This is a genomic window from Bradyrhizobium sp. 2S1 (genome assembly GCF_011516625.5).
In the GTDB taxonomy this organism is placed as follows: domain Bacteria; phylum Pseudomonadota; class Alphaproteobacteria; order Rhizobiales; family Xanthobacteraceae; genus Bradyrhizobium; species Bradyrhizobium septentrionale.
Window position 1 is genome coordinate 8,125,164 of the sequence record NZ_CP147717.1, and the last position, 23,726, is coordinate 8,148,889.

Genomic DNA, 23,726 nt, shown 5'->3' on the forward strand with positions numbered 1-23,726 from the left:
AAGACGGGCTCTAGAACGGCATCCCCATCAGTTTCGACAGCCGTTCGATCGAGAGATAGCCGGCGTAATAGGCCCACATCGCGATCGCGAAGATCACGGCCGAGATCACCGTGGTCCACAACAGCTTGCGGCCCATCCGCGCCATGATCGGCGCGCCGGGGTCGGTGCCGGGCGCGCCGACGCCGTCCTCATGCTGGCTGCGCACGCCGAACGGCAGCGTCAGGAACAGCACGAGCCACCAAAGGACGAAGTAGATCGCAAGCCCGGTGGAGATCTGGTACGCCATTTGGCCTCAAGCCTGTTCGATCTCGACCAAGGCGCCGGAAAAGTCCTTGGGGTGGAAGAACAGCACCGGCTTGCCATGCGCGCCGATCTTCGGCTGGCCGTCGCCCAGCACCCGCGCGCCCTCGGCGATCATCCGATCGCGGGCCGCGATGATGTCGGGCACGTCGTAGCAGACATGATGGATGCCGCCGTCGGCGTTGCGCTCGACGAATTTTGCGATCGGCGAGGCCTCGCCGAGCGGCTCGATGAACTCGATCTTGGTATTGGGCAGCGTCACGAACACGGTGATGACGCCATGCTCCGGCAGCGGCACCGCATCGGAAATCTCGGCATTGAAGGCGGTGCCGTAGATCTTCGCGGCCTGTTTGGCGTCCTTGACCGCGATCGCGACATGATTGAGCCGGCCCAGCATGATCCTCTCCCTTGTCGTTACGCGCGCCTCGAAAGGATGCTGCGCGTCAAACCGTCAGAACGTGCACGATGCAGATCGGCTTCTTGCCCCACTGCTCGTTCAGCGCGGCCCGCACCGCGCGGCGCACCGATTCCCCGAGCGCGTCCGGATCGCGCCGCCGCGGCTTCGGCAGCCCCTCGATCGTCGATACCACCACATCGAACACGATGTCGTCGAGCAGCTCGCCCGCGGCATTGTTCTCCGGCATGCCGACGAGATCAACCTCGGGATCGTCGACGAGCTCGCCCTGCGCGGTCATGGCGATGGCGACGAAGGCGCAGCCGGCAAAACCCATCCGCCGCCGTTCCACCACGGCACGCGACTTGGAATCCTCCAGGATGGTTCCATCCTTGTAGAGCCGCCCGGCCGGCACTTCGCCGATGATGCCGGGGTCGCCGGGCCCGAGCTTGACCAGGTCGCCGTTGCGGCAGGTCAGGACCTTGGGCACGCCGGCGGCGCGCGCCAGCTTGGCGTGCTCGGCGAGATGCAGCGCCTCGCCATGCACGGGGATCAAAAGCTGCGGCCGCACCCAGGAGATCATGTCGCGCAGCTCGTCGCGGCGCGGATGGCCGGAGACATGCACCAGGTGCTCGCGGTCGGTGATGACCTCGACGCCCTGCGTCACCAGCCCGTTGATGATGCCGCCGACCGCCTTCTCGTTGCCGGGAATGGTGCGGGAGGAGAAGATCACGGTGTCGCCTTTGTTCAGGGTCACCTGCGGATGGTCGTCATTGGCGATCCGCGCCAGCGCCGCGCGCGGCTCGCCCTGACTGCCGGTGCACAGCGCCAGCACCTTGTCGGCCGGGAAATGGCCGTAGACGTCGGTGCTGCGGAACTTGTGCGAGCCGTCGAGATAGCCGCATTCGCGCGCCACCTGCACCACACGCTCCATGGCGCGGCCGACCACCACGACCTCGCGATCGGCGGCGATTGCGGCGTCCACCACCGCCCGGACGCGAGCGACATTGGAGGCGAAGGTGGTGACGGCGACCCGGCCCTTGGCCGCCTTGACCAGCTTCTTGATCGTGGCGGCAACCTCGGTCTCCGACGGCGAACGCCCGTCGCGCACCGCGTTGGTGGAATCGCCGACCAGTGCCAGCACGCCTTCGTCGCCGAGCTCGCGCAGCCGCCGCTCGTCGGTCGGCAGGCCGATCACCGGGGTCGGATCGATCTTCCAGTCGCCGGTGTGCAGCACGGTGCCGACATCGGTCCTGATCGCCAGCGCGTGCGATTCCGGAATCGAATGCGCGACCGGGATGAACTCGACATTGAACGGGCCGATATCGACCTTGCCGCCCGACGGGATCACAGTGATCGAGATTTTGGGCGGATTGCGCTCGGCTGCGCATTTGGCTTCGAACAGCGCGGCAGAGAACTGCGTCGCGTAGATCTTGCAGCCGAGTTTTGGCCAGAGATCGATGATCGCGCCGAAATGGTCCTCATGGGCGTGCGTCAGCACGAGCCCCATCAGATTGTTGCGCTCCTTCTCGAGGAAGCGGACATCCGGCATGATCAGGTCGATGCCCGGCAGATGCTCCTCGTCGCCAAAGGAGACGCCGAGATCGACCGCGAGGAACGAGCGCTGGTGGCGGTTGCCCAGGCCATAGACCGACAGGTTCATGCCGATCTCGCCGACGCCGCCGAGCGGCGCAAAGGTGAGTTCGTCCGGACGCGCCATCAGTTAGCCCTCACCGAGGCCGCAGTGCCGAAATAGACCTCGCCGGCGGTCACTTGCATGCGCTCTCCATCAGCGGTGCGGACGATCAGGCAGCCGGTCTCGTCGATGGTGTCGAAGATGCCCTCGACCGTCGCGGTGCCGGTCTGGACCGCGACCCTCTCGCCAAGACCGGCGGCACGCTCCAGCCACAGCCGGCGGATTTCCGGGAAACCGCGGCCGTCGTCCCAGATGCCGCGAAACTCGACCCAGGCGTCCGACAACGCGGCAAACAGCTCTTCGGCACCGATCTGGATGCCGAGCGCGGCAAGCGATACCGCAGGTGTCGGCGTCCCCTCGGGCGCGGCGACCACATTGGTGCCGATGCCGACGACGACGGCCAGCCGGTGACCCACCGCCTCGGCCTCCAGCAGGATACCCGACAGCTTCTTGCCGTTGGCCAGGACGTCGTTCGGCCATTTCAGGGTGTATTTCGGGCTGTCCGGCCCGAGCCGCAGCGCCGCCTCGATGCTGACCTTCTGCAACGCGGCTTCGAGCGACAGGCCGGCGGCGAAGCCGAGGGTGGCGGCGACTGCCGGCTGAACGTCGGTCACCTCGAGGAGGCTGCTGGCGAGATTGCCGCGCGGCGCGACCCAGACCCGCTGACGTCGGCCGCGGCCCGCGGTCTGCTCAGGCGTCACGAACCACATCGGCCCGCGCTCGCCGGCGCGGGCGCGCAGCATCGCCTCGGCATTGGTCGAGCCGATCTGGTCGAAGGCGGCGAGCTTGGTGCCCGCCGCAATGGCCCGGGGTCCGAGCGTGAATGTCATGTCGGAGTTATGCGCATGATTGGTTCCGAAAGCCAGCATCCTGTTTTCGGAACCATGCGCGCTAGAACAACGACTTCGCCGCCGCCGTTGCCACACTGACCAGCGGGCCCGGATAGGCGAAGAAGAAGATGTTGAAGATGCCTGCGACCGCCAGCACGGTGCGCAGCTCGACGCGCACCGGGTCGAGCTTGCCGAGCGGTTGGTCGAAATACATCACCTTGACGATCGACAGATAGTAGAACGCGCCCACCACGCTGGTCAGCACGCCGATCACCGCGAGCGTGAACAGATTGGCCTTGATGGCTGCGACGAACACGTACCATTTGCCGAAGAAGCCGGCGAGCGGCGGAACGCCGGCCAGCGAGAACAGCAGCATCGCGAAGACGAACGCGATCAGCGGGTTGGTGCGGGACAGGCCAGCAAAATCGCTGATCTGCTCCAGCGCCTGGCCGTTCCGCTTCATGGCGAGGATGATCGAGAAGGTGCCGAGCGTCATCGCGACATAGATCGCGATGTAGATCAGCACGCCCTGCGCCCCCTCGACCGTGCCGGAGGCCAGGCCGACCAGCGCAAAGCCCATATGGCCGATCGAGGAATAGGCCATCAGCCGCTTGATGTTGCTCTGGCCGATCGCCGCGAACGAGCCCAGCGCCATCGAGGCGATCGCCACGAACACCAGGATCTGCTGCCACTGGGTGACGATGCCGGGGAACGCGGTCAGCGTCGCCCGGGTGAACACGGCGAGTGCTGCGACCTTCGGGGCGGACGCGAAGAAGGCGGTCACCGGGGTCGGGGCGCCCTCGTAGACGTCGGGCGTCCACATGTGGAACGGCACCGCCGAGACCTTGAAGCAGAGGCCGGCGAGCAGGAACACCAGGCCGAACACGATGCCGATGCTGCCCGTGGTCGCAGCCGCCGCGATGCCGGCGAAGCTGACGGTGCCGGTGAAGCCGTAGATCAGCGACGCGCCATAGAGCAGCATGCCGGACGACAGCGCGCCGAGCACGAAATACTTCAGACCTGCTTCGCTCGACTTGGCATTGTCGCGCTGGCTGGCGGCGACGACGTAGAGCGCGAGGCTCATCAGCTCGAGGCCGAGATAGAGCGAGATCAGGTCACCGGCCGAGATCAGCACCATCATGCCGAGCGTCGACAGCAGCACCAGGATCGAGAACTCGAAGTTGCGGCTCGACGGCTGGGACAGGTACTCGGTCGACAGGATCAGCGTCGCTGCCGAAGCGATCAAAGCGAGGATCTTCAGGAAGCGGGCGAAGTCGTCGACGATGAAGCTGCCGCCGAAGGTCACGAGCTTGCCGGCCGGCAGCCAGAGCTCGAGCATCCCGGTCAGCACCAAGAGACACACCGCAAGCGCCGTGATCAGCCGCGTCGTCCCATGCCCGCGATAGGCTCCGATCATCAACAGCACCATGGCGCCGACCGCGAGCACCAGCTCCGGCAGCACCGGCTGCAACTGATAACCTGCACTGGAAAAGCTCATGGGCTAAGGCCTTACTGCGTAACCAGCGCGGCTGCCTTCACGGCAGTCACGGCGGTGTTGTAATTGTTGACGAGCTGCTGCACCGAGGCGGCCGACATATCGAGCACCGGCTTCGGATAGACGCCGAACAGGATGGTCAGCGCGATCAGCGGGAACAGCGTCACGCATTCGCGGAAGGTCAGATCCTTGATCGACATCAGCGACGGCTTGACCAGCGCGCCGAACACCACCTTGCGGTAGAGCCAGAGCGCGTAGCAGGCCGACAGGATCACGCCCGTGGTGGCGAAGAACGCCGTCGGCAGCGAGATCTTGAAGGTGCCGAGCAGCGTCATGAACTCGCCGACGAAGCCCGAGGTGCCGGGCAGACCGACATTGGCCATCGTGAAGACCATGAAGGTCATCGCATAGAGCGGCATCCGGTTGACGAGGCCGCCATAGGCCGCGATCTCGCGGGTGTGCATGCGGTCGTAGACGATGCCGACGCAGAGGAACAGCGCGCCGGAGACGATGCCGTGCGAGATCATCTGGAACATGCCGCCGGCGACGCCCTGCGTCGTCACCGCGAAGATGCCCATGGTGACGAAGCCCATATGCGCGACCGAGGAGTACGCAATCAGCTTCTTCATGTCCTCCTGCATCATCGCCACCAGCGAGGTGTAGATGATGGCAATGACGGACAGCGTGAACACGAACGGCGCGAAGTCGTGCGAGGCCAGCGGGAACATCGGCAGCGAGAAGCGCAAGAAGCCGTAGCCGCCCATCTTCAGGAGGATCGCGGCCAGGATCACCGAGCCTGCCGTCGGCGCCTCGACGTGCGCGTCGGGCAGCCAGGTGTGCACCGGCCACATCGGCATCTTCACCGCGAACGAGGCGAAGAACGCCAGCCACGCCCAGGTCTGCAGCGAGCGCGGCACCGCGGTGTGCATCAGGGTCGGGATGTCGGTGGTGCCGGCGTTCCAGTACAGCGCCATGATGGCGAGCAGCATCAGCACCGAGCCGAGGAAGGTGTAGAGGAAGAACTTGAACGAGGCGTAGACCCGGCGCGGGCCGCCCCAGACGCCGATGATCAGGAACATCGGGATCAGGCCGCCCTCGAAGAACAAATAGAACAGCACGAGGTCGAGCGCCGAGAAGGTGCCGACCATCAGCGTTTCCAGGATCAGGAACGCCATCATGTATTCGCCGACGCGCTGCGTCACCGACTTCCAGCTCGCGATGATGCAGAGCGGCATGATCGCGGTGGTCAGGATGATCAGCGGCAGCGAGATGCCGTCGACACCCATGTGATAGGTGATGCCGGTGGCGAGCCAGGACGCCTTCTCGACGAACTGGAAGTCGGTCTGCGCCGGATCGAAGCGCGCTACCAAAATCAGCGACACCGCGAAGGTGATCAGCGTGGTCCACAGCGCGATCCAGCGCGCCGTGCGGCCCGCGGTCTCGTCGCCGCCGCGTGCCAAGAGATAGACCAGGATCGCGCCGACCGCCGGCAGGAAGGTCGTGACGGAAAGGATGGGCCAGGTTGTCATTTTACTGGCCTCCCAAGCCGAACATGAACCAGGTGATCAATCCGGCGGCCCCGATCAGCATCGCGAAAGCGTAGTGATAGAGATAGCCGGTCTGCAATTTGACGACATTGCGGGTGACGTCGAGCACGCGGGCCGAGACGCCGTCCGGACCGAAGCCGTCGATGACGAAGCCGTCGCCCTTCTTCCACAGCGTGTAGCCAAGCCACTTGGCCGGACGCACGAAGATCCAGTCGTAGAGCTCGTCGAAGTACCATTTGTTGAGCAGGAACTGGTACAGCATCGGCTGCTGCTTCGCGAGTTCGACCGGCAGGTAGGGCCTGCTGATGTAGAACATGTAGGAGATGAACAGGCCGAGGGCCATCATGACGGTCGGCAGTGGCGCGAGCCAGCCCGGCATGTGCTCCATGTCCTCGAGAATGTGCGGGTTCATCTTGACGGATTCGCGGAAGAACTCCTCGACGCCGTGTGGGCTGGCGAACACTTCCTTGAACGGCAGACCCGCCAGGATCGAGCCGGCGGCGAGCACGCCGATCGGCACCAGCATCCAGATCGGGCTCTCATGCGCCGCCTCGTAGTGCTTCTGGTCGTGCGGCTCGCCGAAGAACGTCTTGAAGATCAGACGCCAGGAGTAGAATGAGGTCAGGCCGGCGGCCGCGATCGTCAGCCCGTAGGCATACGTCGCGAACGGATTATGCGCTGCATAGGCCGCCTCTATGATCGCATCCTTGGAGAAGTAGCCGGCGAACAGCGGGAAGCCGGTCAGCGCCAGCGTGCCGATGCACATCACCGCGAACGTGTACGGGATCTTGCGCCACAGGCCGCCCATGTTGCGGATGTCCTGCTCGTGATGCATCGCGTAGATCACCGAGCCGGAACCCAGGAACAGCAGCGCCTTGAAGAAGGCGTGCGTGAACAAATGGAACATGCCGACCGAATAGGCCCCTGCTCCCATCGCCACGAACATGTAGCCGAGCTGGGAGCAGGTCGAATACGCGACGATGCGCTTGATGTCGTTCTGCACCAAGCCGATGGTGGCGGCGAAGAACGCCGTGGTCGCGCCGAAGAACATCACCACCGCCTGCGCGGTCGGTGACAGCTCGAACAGCGGCGACAGCCGCGCCACCATGAAGACGCCGGCGGTGACCATGGTCGCGGCATGAATCAGCGCCGACACCGGGGTCGGGCCTTCCATGGCGTCCGGCAACCAGGTGTGCAGCAGGAACTGGGCCGACTTGCCCATCGCGCCCATGAACAGGAACAGGCAGGTCAGCGTCAGCGCGTCAGGGTGCCAGCCGAAGAAGTCGATGGTCTTGCCGGTCAGCCCGGGCGCGGCGTGGAAGATGGTCTCGAAATCGGTCGAGCCGACCAGCGCGAAGATCGCGAAGATGCCGAGCGCGAAGCCGAAGTCGCCGACGCGGTTGACCACGAAGGCCTTGATCGCCGCGGCGTTGGCCGACGGCTTCTGGTACCAGAAGCCGATCAGCAGGTAGCTCGCCAGGCCCACGCCCTCCCAGCCGAAGAACAGCTGCACGAGGTTGTCCGACGTCACCAGCATCAGCATCGCGAAGGTGAACAGCGAGAGATAGCCGAAGAAGCGCGGCCGGTTCGGGTCCTCGTCCATGTAGCCGATGGAATAGAGGTGGACGAGCGCCGACACGGTGTTGACCACGACCAGCATCACCGCCGTCAGGGTGTCGATCCGCAGCGACCAGGCGACCTGCAGGTCGCCCGAGCTGATCCAGGGCAACAGCGCGATCCGCGCGTCGTGATGCATGAATCCGACATCGACCAGCGCGAACCAGGATAGCGCCGCCGAGACGAACAGCAGGCCGGTGGTGATCAGCTCGGCCAGCCGCGAGCCCGCCGCCGCCGGTTCGGAGACGTGGTGGTCGTCATGACCATGGTCGTCCTGGCCGTGATCGTCGTGGGCGGCGGAGGCATGAGCGTCGCCATGCGCATCGTCGTGGTGGTCGACGGTGTCGCCGCTCGGATTGCGGGCATGCGCGCCGAATATCGAGATCAGCCCCGCGAGAATGGCGCCCAGCAGCGGCAGAAAGACAATTGCCTGGTACATCTGCGCGCTAGCCCTTCATCAGATTGACGTCTTCAACCGCGATCGAACCGCGGTTGCGGAAATACACCACCAGCACGGCAAGGCCGATCGCGGCCTCGGCCGCCGCCACCGTCAGCACCAGCAGCGCGAACACCTGGCCGACGATGTCGCCGAGGAACGTCGAGAACGCCACCAGGTTGATGTTGACCGAGAGCAGGATCAGCTCGATCGACATCAGGATGATGATGATGTTCTTGCGGTTGAGGAAGATGCCGAGGATCCCGAGCGTGAACAGGATCGCGCCGACCGCCAGATAGTGTCCGAGCCCGATCGTCATTTCACCCACTCCGCCGCGTCGGCATCTTGCAGGCCCTGCCCCGACGCCACCTTGCGCATCGCCATCGCCATCTCGGGCGTGCGCGCGTTCTGCACGTTGATGTTCTGCCGCTTGACGTTGGCCTTGTGGCGCAGCGTCAGCACGATGGCGCCGATCATCGCGACCAAGAGCACCATGCCGGCGAGCTGGAAGTAATGGATGTACTTCGTGTAGAGCACGAGGCCGAGCGCCTCGGTGTTGCTGACATTGGTCGGAATCGCGGCGGTGATCGTCTTGGTCACGGACGGGTTGATCACCCAGGCGCCGACCACCAGCAAGAGCTCGAACAGGAAGATGCCGCCGATCACAATGCCGATCGGAAGGTACTGGATGAAGCCCTCGCGCAGCTCGACGAAGTCGACGTCGAGCATCATGATCACGAACAGGAACAGTACCGCGACCGCGCCGACATAGACCACGATCAGCATCATCCCGAGGAACTCGGCGCCCATCAGGATGAACAGGCCCGAAGCGTTGACGAACGCCAGGATCAGATACAGCACGGAGTGCACGGGATTGCGCGAGACAATCACCATGACCGCCGAGGCCACGCAGGCGGCAGCAAACAGATAGAAGAACAGCGCCGGAAGGATCATGCCCTCACCTCACCGGTACGGCGCGTCGAGCGCCATCGACTTCGCAATCTCGCGCTCCCAGCGGTCGCCATTGGCGAGCAGCTTCGCCTTGTCATAGTAGAGTTCCTCGCGGGTCTCGGTCGCGAATTCGAAATTCGGTCCCTCGACGATGGCGTCCACCGGGCATGCCTCCTGGCACAGGCCGCAATAGATACACTTCACCATGTCGATGTCGTAACGCACCGTGCGGCGGGTGCCGTCGTTGCGGCGCGGGCCGGCCTCGATCGTGATCGCCTGCGCCGGGCAGATCGCCTCGCACAGCTTGCAGGCGATGCAGCGTTCCTCACCGTTCGGATAGCGGCGCAGCGCGTGCTCGCCGCGGAAGCGCGGCGAGATCGGGCCCTTCTCGAAAGGATAGTTCAGCGTCGGCTTCGGCTTGAAGAAATAACGCATCGCGAGAACGAACGCCGAGACGAATTCCGACAACAGGAGCGAGCGGGCAGTTGCGTTGACATTGACACTCATGACGGCCTCACTTCGGCGCGATGCCGGCGAACTGCAGCACACCGGCCACGATCACCACCATCGCCAGCGACAGCGGCAGGAACACCTTCCAGCCGAGCCGCATCAGTTGATCGTAGCGGTAGCGCGGCACGATCGCCTTCGCCATCGCGAACATGAAGAACATGAAAAACACCTTGAGGGCGAACCAGACGATGCCCGGAATCCAGGTGAACGGCGGCAGGTTGACCGGCGGCAGCCAGCCGCCCAGGAACATGATCGATGCCAGCGCGCACATCGTGGTGATCGCGACATACTCGCCGAGCATGAACAAGAGGTACGGGGTCGAGCCGTATTCGGTCATGAAGCCGGCGACCAGCTCGGATTCCGCTTCCACGAGATCGAACGGCGGACGGTTGGTTTCCGCCAGCGCCGAGACGTAGAAAACGACGAACATCGGGAACAGCGGCCACACATACCAGTTCAGGATGGTGAGCTGCGGCAGGCCGATCAGATGCGCGAGCCCGCGGCTGTTCTGCGCCTCGACCACCGCCGACAGGTTCAGCGAGCCGACGCAGAGCAGCACGGTGATGATGACGAAGCCGATCGAGACCTCGTAGGACACCATCTGCGCCGCCGAGCGCAGCGCCGCCAGGAACGGATACTTCGAGTTCGACGACCAGCCGGCCATGATGATGCCGTAGATCGACAGCGACGAGATGGCGAAGATGTAGAGCACGCCGACATTGATGTCGGAGATCACCCAGCCGAGATTGAACGGGATCACGGCCCAGGCGGCCAGCGCCAGCACGCACGAGACCAGCGGCGCCAGCAGGAACACGCCCTTGTTGGAGCCGGACGGGATGACCGGCTCCTTGAGCACGAACTTCAGCAGGTCGGCGAAGGATTGCAGGAGGCCCCACGGGCCCACCACGTTAGGCCCGCGGCGGATCTGCACCGCCGCCCAGATCTTGCGGTCGGCGAGCAGGATGTAGGCGATCGCGATCAGGAGCACGACGAGCAGCAACAGGCTCTGCGCGACCATGATGATCAGCGGCCAGAGGAAGCCGGTCCAGAACGAGCTTGCGAAGAAATCAGCCATCAGGTCACGCTCACTCCGCTGCCGTCAGCATTCGGCCCGACGCCAGCCGCGAGCATTCCGCCATCACGGCAGAGGCCCGCGCGATCGGGTTGGTCAGATAGAAATCCTCGACGGTCGGCTTGAACGCCGCCTTGTCGACGCTGCCACCCTTGCCCGCCAGCGCCTTGACGTCATCAGCCTTGCCGGCCTCGATCTGGTCGAGCCGCATCAGGTGCGGATAGGTCTTGAACATCGCCTGGCGCAGCGCCTGCAGCGAGTCGAACGGCAGCTTCTTGCCGAGCACGTCGGACAGCGCACGGATGACCGCCCAGTCCTCGCGGGCCTCGCCCGGCGGGAATGCAGCGCGGTTGGCAATCTGCGCCCGGCCCTCGGTGTTGACGTAGATGCCGGACTTCTCGGTGTAGGCCGCGCCCGGCAGGATGACGTCGGCGCGATGCGCGCCCTTGTCGCCATGGGTGCCGATATAGACCACGAAGGTGCCGTCCGGCGCCTTGATCTCGTCGGCGCCGAGCAGGAACAGCACGTCGAGCGTGCCGAAGGTGGTCATCTGCGCCGTGGTCAGGCCGCCGGCTGCCGGCGAGAAGCCGATATCGAGCGCACCGGCGCGCGAGGCGGTATCCTGCAACACGGCAAAGCCGTTCCAGCCATCCTTCAGCGCGCCGACATCGACGGCGAGCTTCGCCGCCTGCGCCAGCACCGCCGCGCCGTCATGCCTGGTGTAGGCGCCGGCGCCGACCAGGATGATCGGGTTCTTGGCGTTCTTCAGCACGTCGGCAAAGGAGTGCTTGCCGGCGGCGAGATCGGCCAGCGTGTCGGTGCCCGCACCGAGATAGTCGTGGTCATAGGTGAAATCGGCCTTGGCGCCGATCATGCCGACCTTGAGGGCGCCGGTGCGCCAGCGCTTGCGGATCCGCGCGTTCAGCACCGCGGCTTCCTTGCGCGGATGCGAGCCGATGATCAGGATCGCGTCGGCCTGGTCGATGCCGGCAATGGTCGGGTTGAAGATGTAGGAACCGCGGCCGGCCTTGGCGTCGAACGCGTCGCCGCCCTGCACCGCCAGATTGACCGAGCCGAACTTCGCCAGCAGCTCCTTCAGCGCATACATTTCATCGACCGCGGCGAGATCGCCCGCGATGGCGCCGATCCGCTTGCCGTCGGTGCGGCCGGCCTTGGCGGCGATGGCAGCAAAGGCTTCCTGCCAGGTCGCCGGCCTGAGCTGGCCATTCTCGCGCACATAGGGCCGGTCGAGGCGCTGCGTGCGCAGGCCATCGACGACGTGGCGGGTCTTGTCGGAAATCCACTCCTCGTTCACCGCCTCGTTGATACGCGGCAGGATGCGCATCACCTCGCGGCCGCGGGTGTCGACGCGGATCGCAGAACCAACGCCGTCCATGACGTCGACCGATTGCGTCTTGCCGAGCTCCCAGGGCCGCGCCGCGAACGCATAGGGCTTCGAGGTCAGCGCGCCGACCGGGCAGATGTCGACGAGATTGCCCTGCAGCTCCGAGCTCAGCGCCTGCTCCAGATAGGTGGTGATCTCCATGTCCTCGCCGCGCCCGGTCGCGCCCATTTCCGGCGCACCGCAGACTTCGGCGGAGAAACGGACGCAGCGCGTGCACTGGATGCAGCGGTTCATCGAGGTCTTGACCAGCGCACCGAGATATTTGTCCTCGACCGCGCGCTTGTTCTCGGCGAAACGGCTGGTGTCGACGCCGTAGCCCATCGCCTGGTCCTGCAGGTCGCACTCGCCGCCCTGATCGCAGATCGGGCAGTCCAGCGGATGGTTGATCAGCAGGAACTCCATCACGCCTTCGCGCGCCTTCTTGACCATCGGCGAACGCGTCGAGATCTCCGGCGGCTCGCCCTTCGGGCCTGGACGGCAGTCGCGCACGGCCCAGGCGCAGCTCGCGACCGGCTTCGGGCCGCCCTTCACCTCGACCAGGCACATCCGGCAATTGCCGGCGATCGACAGCCGCTCGTGATAGCAGAAGCGCGGAATCTCGGCGCCGGCCGCCTCACACGCCTGCAGCAGCGTGTACTCCGGCGGCACATCGATCTCTTTGCCATCGATGATGATCTTGCTCATGTCTGTCTCAAGTCTTTCCGAGCTTGCAGTCGGGCGGTGCGACGCTGGCGGTTTTCAATGAGGTCTTCACCCATTGCTGGGTGTCGGTGCCGTAGGTCGCGAGATAGGCGGGCTGCGCCTGGTTCTTCTCGCAGAGGAACGGCAAATGCGGTTTCAGATCGTAGTCACAGGACGCCTGCCATTCGCGCTTGTCCGCGAATGCGGCGAAGGTCTCCTCGCAGGCATAGAGGAAGTACGAGACAAAGCTCTCATACTGCGACCGCTCTTCGCGACTGCCGGCTTTGATAGCCTCGTAGTCGGGCTGCGCGAATTTGGGATTCTTGAAGGCGAGATCGGTGTAGCCCAGAAACGCCGTGCGCGCAGCGGAGGCGCGGCTCGACGAACGGATCTCGTTGATCTGCAGCAGGACGGCGCAAAAGCCGAGCAGCGCCACGGTCGCGTGCGCCATCTGCGCAAGCGTCCCGTATCTCTGCCACCATGCGGCCTTTTGCGTCATCGCCGTCATTACTCCGCAGCGACCATGTGCACGGGATCGCGAACGCCCTGATCGTCGAGATCGGCCTTGTGCGAATACTGGTCGATCCGCTCTTCAATCTCATGACGGAAATGCGCGATCAGGCCCTGGATCGGCCAGGCGGCGGCGTCACCCAGCGCGCAGATGGTGTGGCCCTCGACCTGCTTGGTGACCTCGAGCAGCATGTCGATCTCGCGCTTGTGGGCGCGGCCGTCGGCCATGCGGGTCAGGACGCGCCACATCCAGCCGGTGCCCTCGCGGCACGGCGTGCACTGGCCGCAGCTCTCATGCTTGTAGAAATAGGAGATGCGCGCGATCGCCCGGATCAGGTCGGTCGACTTGTCCATCACGATCACGGCCGCGGTGCCGAGGCCCGAGCGCAGCTTGCTCAAGCTGTCGAAATCCATCGGCGTGTCGATGATCTGCTCGGCCGGCACCATGCGCACCGACGAGCCGCCGGGGATCACCGCCTTCAGATTGTCCCAGCCGCCGCGGATGCCGCCGCAATGCTTCTCGATCAGCTCGCGGAACGGAATCCCCATCGCCTCTTCGACGTTGCAGGGCCGCTCGACATGACCGGAGATGCAGAACAGCTTGGTGCCGACATTGTTCGGACGGCCGATGGCGGCGAACCAGGCAGCGCCGCGGCGCAGGATGTCGGGCGCGACCGCAATCGACTCGACGTTGTTGACGGTGGTCGGGCAGCCATAGAGGCCGACATTGGCCGGGAACGGCGGCTTCAGCCGCGGCTGGCCCTTCTTGCCTTCGAGGCTCTCGAGCAGCGCGGTTTCCTCGCCGCAGATATAGGCGCCGGCGCCGTGGGCGACATAGATGTCGAACGGCCAGCCGTTGATGTTGTCCTTGCCGACCAGCTTGGCCTCATAGGCCTGGTCGATCGCCGCCTGCAGGTGCTCGCGCTCGCGGATGAATTCGCCGCGGATATAGACGTAGCAGGCATGCGCGCCCATCGCGAAGCTCGCGAGCAGGCAGCCCTCGACCAAAAGATGCGGATCGTGCCGCATGATCTCGCGGTCCTTGCAGGTGCCGGGCTCCGACTCGTCGGCGTTGACGACGAGATAGCTCGGACGGCCGTCCTTGGACTCCTTCGGCATGAACGACCACTTCATGCCGGTCGGGAAGCCCGCGCCGCCGCGGCCGCGCAGACCCGAGGCCTTCATCTCGTTGATGATCCAGTCGCGGCCCTTGTCGATGATCCCCTTGGTGCCATCCCAGGCGCCTCTGCGGCGCGCGCCCTCGAGGCCCCAATCATGCAGGCCGTAGAGGTTCTTGAAGATGCGGTCCTTGTCGTCGAGCATGCTCAAAACTTTCCGAACATCACCGATTGGCTTGGGAGTAAGCGAGCCCGGCGGCGCAGCCGCCGAACACGATGGCCCACAACAGGCTGGATTCCAGCGTCGCGCTCAGGCCGTAACGTTGCAGCAGGAACATGAAGCCGGCCGCGACCGAGCTATGCAGGGCGATCGTGCGCCAGGCCTTCATCGCAGCGCCCCTCCCCGCATTGTTTTCCTGCCCGTTTGCCTGCACCTGAGTGGCCCGCATCAGGTCGTTTCCTTCAGCGTGGTCGGGCCGCCTGCGGGAGCCGAGAACTGACGGTCGATCTGCGGACCCGGCTTCGGCGGATTGCCGGCGGCAAAACCGTCGAGCACCTTGCCGAAGCTTTCCTTGGTCAGGTCCTCATAAGTGTCTTTCCAGATCAGCACCATCGGCGCGTTCACGCAGGCGCCGAGACACTCGACCTCTTCCCAGGAGAAGTTGCCGTCCTTCGACAGCTGGAACGGATCATGATGGATGCGATGCTGGCAGACCTCGATCAGGTCGGCGGCGCCGCGCAGCCGGCACGGCGTGGTGCCGCACACCTGCACATGCGCCTTCTTGCCGACCGGCGAGAGCTGGAACATGGTGTAGAAGGTCGCGATCTCCAGCATGCGGATATGCGGCATCTCGAGCAGGTCGGCGACGGCACGGATCGCCGCTTCCGACACCCAGCCGTCGTGCTGCTCCTGGACGCGCCACAGGATCGCGATCGCGGCCGAAGCCTGGCGGCCCGGCGGATATTTCTCGATCTGCTTCTTGGCCCAGGCGAGATTCTCGTCCGTGAACGTGAAGCTCGCGGGCTGCAATTCTTTCGGGGCAAGGCGGCGGACGGACATCGATCAAACTCTCATTGCGGGCGGCGCGGATGCGGACATCATCACCGGTCGACTTCGCCGAACACGATGTCCAGCGAGCCAAGGATGGCGGAAACGTCGGCCAGCAGATGGCCCTTGCAGATGTGATCCATCGCCTGCAGATGGGCAAAGCCCGGCGCGCGGATCTTGCACTTGTAGGGCTTGTTGGTGCCGTCGGCGACGAGATAGACGCCGAACTCGCCCTTCGGCGCCTCGACCGCGGCGTAGACTTCGCCGGCCGGCACGTGCACGCCTTCGGTGTAGAGCTTGAAGTGATGGATCAGCGCTTCCATCGAGCGCTTCATCTCACCGCGGCGCGGCGGCGCGATCTTGTTGTCCTCGACCACGATCGGGCCCTGGCCGTCCGGCGCCTTCAGCTTCTGGATGCACTGCTTCATGATGCGCACCGACTGACGCATCTCTTCCATGCGGATCAGATAGCGGTCGTAGCAGTCGCCGTTCTTGCCGATCGGAATGTCGAAATCCATCTCCGCGTAGCACTCGTAAGGCTGCGACTTGCGCAGGTCCCAGGCCGCGCCCGAACCGCGCACCATCACGCCGGAGAAACCCCACTCCCAGGCTTCCTTCAGCGGCACCACGCCGATGTCGACGTTGCGCTGCTTGAAGATGCGGTTGCCGGTCAGGAGCGTATCGAGGTCGTCGACCACCTTGAGGAACGGATCGCACCACGCATCGATATCGTCGATCAACTTCGGCGGCAGGTCCTGGTGCACGCCGCCGACGCGGAAGAACGCCGCGTGCATGCGCGAGCCCGAGGCGCGCTCATAGAACACCATCAGCTTTTCGCGCTCTTCAAAGCCCCACAGCGGCGGGGTCAGCGCGCCGACGTCCATCGCCTGCGTGGTGACGTTGAGCAGATGGGAGAGGATTCGGCCGATCTCGCAATACAGCACGCGGATCAGCTGGCCGCGGCGCGGCACCGTGATGCCGAGCAGCTTTTCCGCCGCGAGGCAGAACGCATGCTCCTGATTCATCGGCGCAACGTAGTCGAGCCGGTCGAAATAGGGAATCGCCTGCAGATAGGTCTTGTGCTCGATCAGCTTCTCGGTGCCGCGGTGAAGCAGGCCGATATGCGGATCGACGCGCTCGACGACTTCGCCGTCGAGCTCCAGCACGAGGCGCAACACGCCGTGCGCCGCCGGATGCTGCGGACCGAAGTTGATGGTGAAGTTGCGAAGATTCTGTTCGTTCATGATCAGGCCTTCGGTTCCGCCTTCGCCTTTTCATCACCCGGCAAGGGGTAGTCAGCCCCCTCCCACGGAGACAGGAAATCGAACTTGCGGAATTCCTGGTTGAGCCGGACCGGCTCGTACAGCACCCGCTTCTCCTGGTCGTCGTAGCGAACCTCGACGAAGCCGGTGAGCGGGAAATCCTTGCGCAGCGGATGGCCGTCGAAGCCGTAATCCGTCAGCAGGCGGCGCATGTCCGGATGCCCGGTGAAGATCACGCCGTAGAGGTCGTAGGTCTCGCGCTCGAACCAGTCGGCGCCCGGGAACACGTTGATGATCGAGGGCACCTGCGTGGTCTCGTCGGCCTGCCCGCGCAGCCGGATGCGGGTGTTCAGGGTCGGCGACAGCAGATGGTAGACGACGTCGAAGCGCTTCTCGCGGCTCGGATAGTCGACCGCGGTCGCATCGGTGAAGTTGACGAAGCGGCAGCCGGCGTCGTCACGCAGAAACGTAACGACGTCCACGATTCTGCCAATCTCGACGTCGATAGTGAGTTGATTGAAGGCGACCGAGTGCGCGGTGGCGGCGCCCGGAAGCGCGCTCACGATCGTCTGCCCAAGGGCGTCGAGCTTGCCGTCGTCCATGCCTGAAACCTTAGCGTTCGATAGTGCCGATACGGCGAATCTTTTTCTGCAACAGCAGCACGCCGTAGAGCAGCGCTTCCGCCGTGGGCGGGCAGCCCGGCACGTAGATGTCGATCGGCACGATGCGGTCGCAGCCGCGCACCACCGAGTAGGAATAGTGGTAGTAGCCGCCGCCATTGGCGCAGGAGCCCATCGAGATGACGTAGCGCGGCTCCGGCATCTGGTCGTAGACCTTGCGCAGCGCCGGCGCCATCTTGTTGGTCAGGGTGCCCGCGACGATCATCACGTCGGACTGCCGCGGCGAGGCACGCGGCGCAAAGCCGAAGCGCTCGACGTCGTAGCGCGGCATCGAGACCTGCATCATCTCGACCGCGCAGCAGGCGAGACCGAAGGTCATCCACATCAACGAGCCGGTGCGCGCCCAGGTGATCAGGTCGTCGGCCGCGGCGACGAAGAAGCCCTTGTCGGACAGCTCGTGATTGACCTCGAGGAAGAACGGATCATTGGCGCCGACCGGCCTGCCGGTCGACGGATCGATGATTCCTTTCGGAGCCATGGCGATCTCAGGTTTGGCGATCGCCGGCTGCGAGGATGCGGCGGTGGGGCTCAATCCCATTCGAGCGCGCCTTTCTTCCATTCATATGCAAACCCGACCGTCAGCACGGCCAGGAAGACCATCATCGACCAGAAGCCGGTCGCACCGAGCTTTCCGAACGCCACCGCCCAGGGGAACAGGAACGCCACTTCGAGGTCGAAGATGATGAAGAGGATCGCCACCAGATAGAAGCGGACGTCGAACTTCATGCGGGCGTCGTCAAAAGCGTTGAATCCGCATTCATAGGCGGACAGCTTTTCCGGGTCCGGCGACTGGAACGCGACCAGGAACGGCGCGATCAGGAGCGCCAGACCGATCAGGCTGGCGACTCCGATAAACACCACAAGTGGGAGGTAATTTTGCAGGATGCCGGTCATCGGCGAGGCCTTCTTGCTGCGGTTTCGGACGTGCCGCAGATTCGTTGATTGGAATTGTTCTTGAGGCTTTAGCGCAGCGCAACAGGGGGCGCAAGACAAGCTATTTTGACGCTTTTGCCGTCCTTCCCCGCGGGCTGTCGGCCCGATCAGGTGGCAGCACTTGCCTCAATCGGCAACGCTGCGCCGGCGATCCGGTGCCCTGCGCGCTCGCCATATCAGCCCAGCTCCCGCTCGGCGGCGAGCATCTCGGCGGCGATCTCGGTCAGCCGATCGACATGTCCGAGCAGCAGCGCAAGTTCCTGTGGGGTAAGCTGTTCCAGCAGGCGCCGGTTTCGCTCCTGCGCGCCGGCGACGATCGCGTCATGGGCGGCGAGGCCCGTCTTGGTCAGCGAGACCAGGGTTTCGCGGTTGTCGCGCGGGTTGGCCGACTTGGCCACCAGCTTGCGCGCGACGAGCTCGGCGAGCGCCCGGCTGATCTGGCCCTTGTCCATGCCGACGGCTTCGGCCAACCGCACCACGCTCATCGGCGGCCGCCGACCGAGCGAGGCGACCAGGCCGAACTCGACCGAGGAGAGCCCGGCGAGCCGCTTGTAACGCAACATCGCACCGCGCTTGAGCAGGTTTGCCAGCACCATCAGCCGCGACGACATCATCGCGGTGATCGGCGCCAGCTCGGCGTCGACCACGGCTTCCGGCGGCAACGCCCTCTCCGTCCTGAGCTTCTCGGTCATCGCCAACCTCTGCCAACAAAGCCACGCGCTGCCAAGCTAGTCGAGATCGTTGACATTGTCATCGATATATCATTGACTTCATCAACGACAGCGCGACCGCGGGCACCAGACCAGCGGCGGGAGGAACAACATGACGATCACCCAGCGGGACCGCGATCTCGGCACGGCCTATGCGATGAAGCCGTCCACCACCCGGACCGAGCCCACCTCCGTCGTCCGTGGCACGCCGATGGGCGAACTGCTGCGCCGTTACTGGCACCCGGTCGGCCTCGCCGGTGATGCCACCGATATCCCCAGAAAAGTCCGCGCGCTCGGTGAGGATTTGATCCTGTTCCGCGACCGGCATGACCGGATCGGACTGCTGCATGCCCGTTGCTGCCATCGCGGAACCACTCTCTATTACGGCAAGGTTGAGGAAGACGGCATTCGCTGCTGCTATCACGGCTGGAAGTTCGACACCGAAGGCCGCTGCCTCGAACAGCCCTGCGAGCCCGAAGGCGGCCTGTTCAAGGACAAGGTGCGCCAGCCCTGGTATCCGGTGCAGGAACGTTACGGGCTGATCTTCGCGTACATGGGCCCGGCCGAGAAGAAGCCGGTGCTGCCGCGCTACGAGTGCCTCGAGACCATGGACGACGGAGAGTTCGTCGAGGCCGACGATTCATCGATCGGCGGCGGCGGCCCGGCCGTGATCCCCTGCAACTGGTTGCAGCATTTCGAGAACGTCGCCGATCCCTACCACGTGCCGGTGCTGCACGGCTCGTTCTCAGGGCCGCAGTTCACCACCATGATGGCCTCGATGCCCGAGGTGAAGTTCGAGATGTCGCCGCGTGGCGTCGCGGTGCGTTCGATCCGCAGGCAGGACGACGGCAAGGTGTTTTACCGCGTCACCGAGGCCGCCTCCCCACGCTGCGCGTCGTGCCCAATCCGCGGGTCGCGCAGTTCGCCCGCGTCGAATCGATCGGCTGGACCTTGCCGATCGACGACAACTCGTTCCGCATCTATGTCGCCGGCCGGGTCAAGAAATCAGGCGACATCGGCCGCATGCGCTCGAAGTTCAACGGCAAGTTCTGGTGGGACATGACGGAGCAGGAGCACCAGCAATTCCCCGGCGACTACGAGGCGCAGGTCGGCCAGGGGCCGGTGACGGTCCATTCCGAAGAGCATTTTGGCCAGAGCGACCGCGGCATCCTGATGGTCCGCCGGATGCTTGGCGAGCAGCTCGAGGCGCTCGCCGCCGGCCGCGACCCGATCGGCGTGTCGTTCGACGCCGACGCCGGACCGGTCGAATTCGAGGCTGGGAATTTCATCCGCGAAGCATAAGGCCCGCGCGCCAGCAAACAACAACAACAAAGATCAGCAGGGGAAGCATGGTCGATCTCGCACCGCAGGCGGCTGCGCAAGCGCAAGCCGGCGCCAGGCCTGCCGGGCGCCGCTACTACGTCCTCGCTCTGCTGACGATCATCTACGCCCTCAACTTCCTCGACCGCACGATCTTCAACGTGCTGATCGAGCCGATCAAGAAGGAGTTTTTCCTCAGCGATACCACGATGGGCCTGCTCGCCGGGTTCGGCTTCGTGCTGTTCTACTCGCTGCTCGGCATTCCCATCGCGCGGATGGCCGATCGCCTCAACCGCCGCAACATCGTCGCTTGCGCCTTCGCGTTCTGGAGCGCGATGACCTATCTGTGCGGCCTCGCCTCCAGCGTCACGACATTGGCGCTGGCGCGGATCGGCGTCGGCATCGGGGAGTCAGCGGGAACGCCGGCCTCGCAATCGATGATCGCCGATCTGTTCGACAAGAATGAGCGGCCGCGCGCGCTCGGCATCTATGCGATCGGCACCTATCTCGGCGTCTTCCTCGGCTATTTCATCGGCGGCTACGTCAACCAGCACTATGGCTGGCGAATGGCCTTCTTCACCGCTGGCCTGCCGGGCATCGCGCTCGCCGCCGTGTTGTGGCTGACGATCTCAGAGCCTGCGCGCGGCGCGATGGCCGAGACCTTCAAGGCGGAGCCGATCGGGCCGACGCTGCGCTTCCTAATATCGCAGCCGAGTTTCGTCATCGTGCTGATCGGCTTCTGCCTGACGACGTACACCAACTACGCCACCGCAGTGTGGATCCCGCCGTTCCTGGCGCGTATCCATCATCTCACCAGCGCCGAGATCGGCACCTATGCCGGCACCTTCAAGGGTCTTTCCGGCATGGCGGGGACACTGGTCGGCGGCCTCGTGGTGGCGCAGATCGGCCGGCGCGACGACCGCTGGAAGCTGTGGGCGCCTGCGATCATGTCCGGCCTCGCCGGCCCGGTGTTCGCGCTGTGCATGCTCACCCCAAGCTTCACACTGATGGTCGCCACGCTGGCGCTGACCTCGTTCATGGTCGGCTTCCATCTCGGCCCGATCTTCGCCATCGCCCAGACCGTGGCAAAGCCCAGCATGCGCGCGCTGGCCTCCGCGATCGTCCTTCTCACCGCCACCTGCTTCGGCCAGGGCGTCGGCCCCCTCGCCGTCGGCATGATCAACGACGCGCTGAAGGGCGCGGACGGCGCGGACGCCGTTCGCTACTCGCTGCTGTCGGCGGCGGTGACGACGACGCTCGGCGCGCTGCTGTTCGTCTTGGCCGCGCGCTCGATCCGATCGGACATCGCGCGCGCCAGCTAGCTCGCCATGAAGGCCAGCAGGTCGGACACCAGGCGCGCGCTGTGCGTCAGCGGCAAAGCGTGCGGCGCGCCTCCGTAGACGGAAAGCCTGCTGCTCTTGATCAGCGCCGCGGTCTTGGCGCCGGTCAGTTCGAGCGGTGCGCTGGCATCCTTGTCGCCGTGCACGATCAGCGTCGGGCGATCGATCCCCCTGGCCGCCGCGCGCAGGTCGGCAAAGGAGATGGTCTTGCGGCAGGCCAGCGCCACCGGCAGCGGCACGCCCAGCATCATCTCCCTGATCCAGGCCCGCGTGACCTCTGGCGTGTCGGGCATGAAGACCGTCGCCTCATTCTCTCCCATCCATTTCGGGAAGTCCTGCGCGATCGCGGCGTTCTGCGCGTCGATCATCGGCCTCGGAATCGCGTCGGGATTGTCCTCCGTCTGCACCAGAAACGGCGTGGTCGGCGCCACGAGGACCAATCGCGCGATGCGATCCGCGCCGTGACGCGCCAGATAGTTCACCGCCTCGATCGATCCCATCGAATGTGCGACCAGTGTCACGTCGCGCAGGTCGCGCTGCTCGATCACATCGGCGACGTCATCGGTCAGCGTGTCCAAATCATAGCCCGTCATCGGCATGTCGGAGCGGCCGTGCCCGCGCCGGTCAGGCGCGACGCAGCGATAACCCTTCGCATTGAGCGCCACGATCTGGCTGCCCCAGACGCTGGAATTGAACGTCCAGGCGGCGAGGAACAGCACCGGACGGCCCGAGCCCCAGTCCTGCACGAACAGCGAGGTACCATCCCTCGCCGTCACGCGCGACGGCTGCGCCAGAGCGGTTGCTTCGAGGACTGTTCGACTGCTCATCTCAGATCTCCCTTGCGGATCGGCCGTGACGTGGACGCCGTCCATAGACCGATCATCGCAAAGCGAGGTCGTGCGCACGATTACGCGCGAGGTAATCGGGCTGGCGACACCAACCCTGCGCGGGTCTTACCTGTTCGTATTTTCTGTGAAGGTCGCCACCACGCTCCGATAACGCTTGCTGCCGGCAAGCGTCTCACCATTGTCCATGCGCAGGACGAAGTCCCCTGCCGGGCGATGCTCGACTGCCACGACCCGCGCCGGATTGACCAGCCTCGCCCGATGCACGCGGACGAGGCCGAACGGCTGGAGCCGATCCTGCTCGCGCGCCAGCGTGCTGCGGATGAGACGGCGTCCGTTGGGAAGACTGAATTCGACATAATTGCCGGCGGATGTCACGGCCACGATGTCGCGGGGATCGATCCGAAAGCTCGTCGCGCCATCCCGCAGCCAGAGGCTGGGGTTGGCGGCGTCGACAGGCGGCTCGGCCACCGGCCGTGCCGCCACCTCGGCCGGCAGCGCCGGCGCCGCTGATATCACCGCGCCCCTGCGATCCATCAACCAGATCACCACCGCCACCATCACAGACGAGACAATGTCCTTCTGGAACTCATGCGGAAATGCCGTCGACCAGTGAAACGAATAGACATCGGCCAGCAACAGCTTGCGCAACCCGACCATGGTGACGAGATGCGCGAATGCGTAGAGCAGCGTCGCCGCCCCCGCCAGCGTGACGGCCATCACGCGGCTGCGCCCAAGACGCAATTGTGCGACGCCGCTTCGCAGCAGCGGCAGAAACAAGATCCACGCAACGGCGCTCGTCACCTCGAGCAGCACGGGCACGCGCAATGGTGCGAACCCCGCGGACGGCTTGAACTCGTTGACCGAGGAGAAGACGTTGACCACGCCGCTCGCCACGATCAGCAGCGCTACCCAGCCATAGGCCGGCATCGACGCGCGCTCCGCCCCGCTCCATCGGATCACCGTCACATCGGGTCGATTTTCGTCCCTGGAATCGGGTTGCTCGTCCCAAGCCCGCTCGACGCG

Annotated in this window: 24 protein-coding genes and 1 pseudogene; 2 read left to right on the forward strand and 23 right to left on the reverse strand. The window is 64.9% G+C overall.

Going from position 1 to position 23,726, the window contains the following annotated elements; translation table 11 throughout:
- Positions 1-10: 10 nt before the first annotated feature.
- The 21 genes from HAP54_RS38410 to HAP54_RS38510 form a co-directional block, all read right to left on the reverse strand.
- Positions 11-286 carry a DUF1467 family protein gene (locus HAP54_RS38410; RefSeq protein ID WP_029080772.1) on the reverse strand — a complete coding sequence of 92 codons (276 nt, stop codon included), beginning with the start codon at positions 284-286 and terminating at the stop codon, positions 11-13.
- A gap of 6 nt (positions 287-292) precedes the next feature.
- Positions 293-697, reverse strand: a complete 405-nt coding sequence (gene mce / locus HAP54_RS38415) for a methylmalonyl-CoA epimerase (RefSeq protein ID WP_016841811.1) — start codon at positions 695-697, stop codon at positions 293-295.
- 46 nt (positions 698-743) lie between these two features.
- Complete coding sequence (locus HAP54_RS38420; protein WP_166296010.1) at positions 744-2,414, reverse strand: ribonuclease J; 1,671 nt, start codon at positions 2,412-2,414, stop codon at positions 744-746.
- Positions 2,414-3,220 carry a biotin--[acetyl-CoA-carboxylase] ligase gene (locus tag HAP54_RS38425; RefSeq protein ID WP_166306827.1) on the reverse strand — a complete coding sequence of 269 codons (807 nt, stop codon included), beginning with the start codon at positions 3,218-3,220 and terminating at the stop codon, positions 2,414-2,416. Before HAP54_RS38425 ends, HAP54_RS38420 begins: the two co-directional genes overlap by 1 nt.
- A gap of 61 nt (positions 3,221-3,281) precedes the next feature.
- A complete protein-coding gene (gene nuoN, locus HAP54_RS38430) occupies positions 3,282-4,718 on the reverse strand; it encodes an NADH-quinone oxidoreductase subunit NuoN (RefSeq protein ID WP_166296014.1) in 1,437 nt (478 codons plus the stop codon).
- An 11-nt stretch (positions 4,719-4,729) separates the two neighbouring features.
- The gene (locus tag HAP54_RS38435) at positions 4,730-6,244 is read right to left on the reverse strand and encodes an NADH-quinone oxidoreductase subunit M (protein WP_166296017.1); all 1,515 of its coding nucleotides are present in this window, start codon (positions 6,242-6,244) and stop codon (positions 4,730-4,732) included.
- Between the two features lies 1 nt (position 6,245).
- Positions 6,246-8,318: an NADH-quinone oxidoreductase subunit L gene (gene nuoL, locus HAP54_RS38440; RefSeq protein WP_166296020.1), complete on the reverse strand. Its 2,073-nt coding sequence runs from the start codon at positions 8,316-8,318 to the stop codon at positions 6,246-6,248.
- Positions 8,319-8,325: 7 nt separating this feature from the next.
- Complete coding sequence (nuoK, locus tag HAP54_RS38445; protein ID WP_166296023.1) at positions 8,326-8,634, reverse strand: NADH-quinone oxidoreductase subunit NuoK; 309 nt, start codon at positions 8,632-8,634, stop codon at positions 8,326-8,328.
- Positions 8,631-9,269, reverse strand: a complete 639-nt coding sequence (locus HAP54_RS38450; RefSeq protein WP_166205401.1) for an NADH-quinone oxidoreductase subunit J — start codon at positions 9,267-9,269, stop codon at positions 8,631-8,633. Before HAP54_RS38450 ends, nuoK begins: the two co-directional genes overlap by 4 nt.
- A 9-nt stretch (positions 9,270-9,278) precedes the next feature.
- Positions 9,279-9,773 carry an NADH-quinone oxidoreductase subunit NuoI gene (gene nuoI, locus HAP54_RS38455; protein WP_166205402.1) on the reverse strand — a complete coding sequence of 165 codons (495 nt, stop codon included), beginning with the start codon at positions 9,771-9,773 and terminating at the stop codon, positions 9,279-9,281.
- A gap of 7 nt (positions 9,774-9,780) precedes the next feature.
- On the reverse strand, positions 9,781-10,851 hold the full coding sequence (gene nuoH / locus HAP54_RS38460) for an NADH-quinone oxidoreductase subunit NuoH (protein ID WP_166296026.1): 1,071 nt from the start codon (positions 10,849-10,851) through the stop codon (positions 9,781-9,783).
- 10 nt (positions 10,852-10,861) lie between these two features.
- Positions 10,862-12,937, reverse strand: a complete 2,076-nt coding sequence (gene nuoG, locus HAP54_RS38465) for an NADH-quinone oxidoreductase subunit NuoG (RefSeq protein WP_166296029.1) — start codon at positions 12,935-12,937, stop codon at positions 10,862-10,864.
- A 7-nt stretch (positions 12,938-12,944) separates the two neighbouring features.
- Positions 12,945-13,433: a hypothetical protein gene (locus HAP54_RS38470; RefSeq protein ID WP_166296032.1), complete on the reverse strand. Its 489-nt coding sequence runs from the start codon at positions 13,431-13,433 to the stop codon at positions 12,945-12,947.
- Between the two features lie 8 nt (positions 13,434-13,441).
- Complete coding sequence (nuoF, locus tag HAP54_RS38475; protein WP_029080760.1) at positions 13,442-14,767, reverse strand: NADH-quinone oxidoreductase subunit NuoF; 1,326 nt, start codon at positions 14,765-14,767, stop codon at positions 13,442-13,444.
- Between the two features lie 19 nt (positions 14,768-14,786).
- Positions 14,787-15,011 carry a hypothetical protein gene (locus tag HAP54_RS38480; protein ID WP_166293440.1) on the reverse strand — a complete coding sequence of 75 codons (225 nt, stop codon included), beginning with the start codon at positions 15,009-15,011 and terminating at the stop codon, positions 14,787-14,789.
- The gene (nuoE, locus tag HAP54_RS38485; RefSeq protein WP_016847752.1) at positions 15,011-15,622 is read right to left on the reverse strand and encodes an NADH-quinone oxidoreductase subunit NuoE; all 612 of its coding nucleotides are present in this window, start codon (positions 15,620-15,622) and stop codon (positions 15,011-15,013) included. The genes HAP54_RS38480 and nuoE overlap by 1 nt, the downstream gene beginning before the upstream one ends.
- A gap of 41 nt (positions 15,623-15,663) precedes the next feature.
- Positions 15,664-16,854: an NADH-quinone oxidoreductase subunit D gene (locus HAP54_RS38490; RefSeq protein ID WP_166296035.1), complete on the reverse strand. Its 1,191-nt coding sequence runs from the start codon at positions 16,852-16,854 to the stop codon at positions 15,664-15,666.
- 2 nt (positions 16,855-16,856) lie between these two features.
- Positions 16,857-17,474, reverse strand: coding sequence for an NADH-quinone oxidoreductase subunit C (locus tag HAP54_RS38495; RefSeq protein WP_166296038.1), 618 nt, complete (start codon positions 17,472-17,474; stop codon positions 16,857-16,859).
- A gap of 10 nt (positions 17,475-17,484) precedes the next feature.
- The gene (locus HAP54_RS38500) at positions 17,485-18,090 is read right to left on the reverse strand and encodes a NuoB/complex I 20 kDa subunit family protein (RefSeq protein WP_166296041.1); all 606 of its coding nucleotides are present in this window, start codon (positions 18,088-18,090) and stop codon (positions 17,485-17,487) included.
- A complete protein-coding gene (locus tag HAP54_RS38505; protein WP_018271860.1) occupies positions 18,081-18,446 on the reverse strand; it encodes an NADH-quinone oxidoreductase subunit A in 366 nt (121 codons plus the stop codon). The genes HAP54_RS38500 and HAP54_RS38505 overlap by 10 nt, the downstream gene beginning before the upstream one ends.
- A gap of 215 nt (positions 18,447-18,661) precedes the next feature.
- Positions 18,662-19,177, reverse strand: a complete 516-nt coding sequence (locus tag HAP54_RS38510; protein WP_166296043.1) for a MarR family winged helix-turn-helix transcriptional regulator — start codon at positions 19,175-19,177, stop codon at positions 18,662-18,664.
- 130 nt (positions 19,178-19,307) lie between these two features.
- Here HAP54_RS38510 and HAP54_RS38515 point away from each other — a divergent pair.
- Together HAP54_RS38515 and HAP54_RS38520 are read left to right on the forward strand one after the other, a co-directional pair.
- A pseudogene (locus HAP54_RS38515) lies at positions 19,308-20,497 on the forward strand (Rieske 2Fe-2S domain-containing protein).
- Positions 20,498-20,544: 47 nt separating this feature from the next.
- Positions 20,545-21,837, forward strand: coding sequence for a spinster family MFS transporter (locus tag HAP54_RS38520; protein WP_166296045.1), 1,293 nt, complete (start codon positions 20,545-20,547; stop codon positions 21,835-21,837).
- On the opposite strand, the gene HAP54_RS38525 is transcribed toward HAP54_RS38520, so the two are convergent.
- Together HAP54_RS38525 and HAP54_RS38530 are read right to left on the reverse strand one after the other, a co-directional pair.
- Positions 21,834-22,682, reverse strand: a complete 849-nt coding sequence (locus HAP54_RS38525; protein ID WP_166296048.1) for an alpha/beta fold hydrolase — start codon at positions 22,680-22,682, stop codon at positions 21,834-21,836. The genes HAP54_RS38520 and HAP54_RS38525 overlap by 4 nt on opposite strands.
- A 126-nt stretch (positions 22,683-22,808) precedes the next feature.
- Positions 22,809-23,663, reverse strand: coding sequence for a LytTR family DNA-binding domain-containing protein (locus tag HAP54_RS38530; RefSeq protein WP_166296051.1), 855 nt, complete (start codon positions 23,661-23,663; stop codon positions 22,809-22,811).
- Positions 23,664-23,726: the final 63 nt, after the last annotated feature.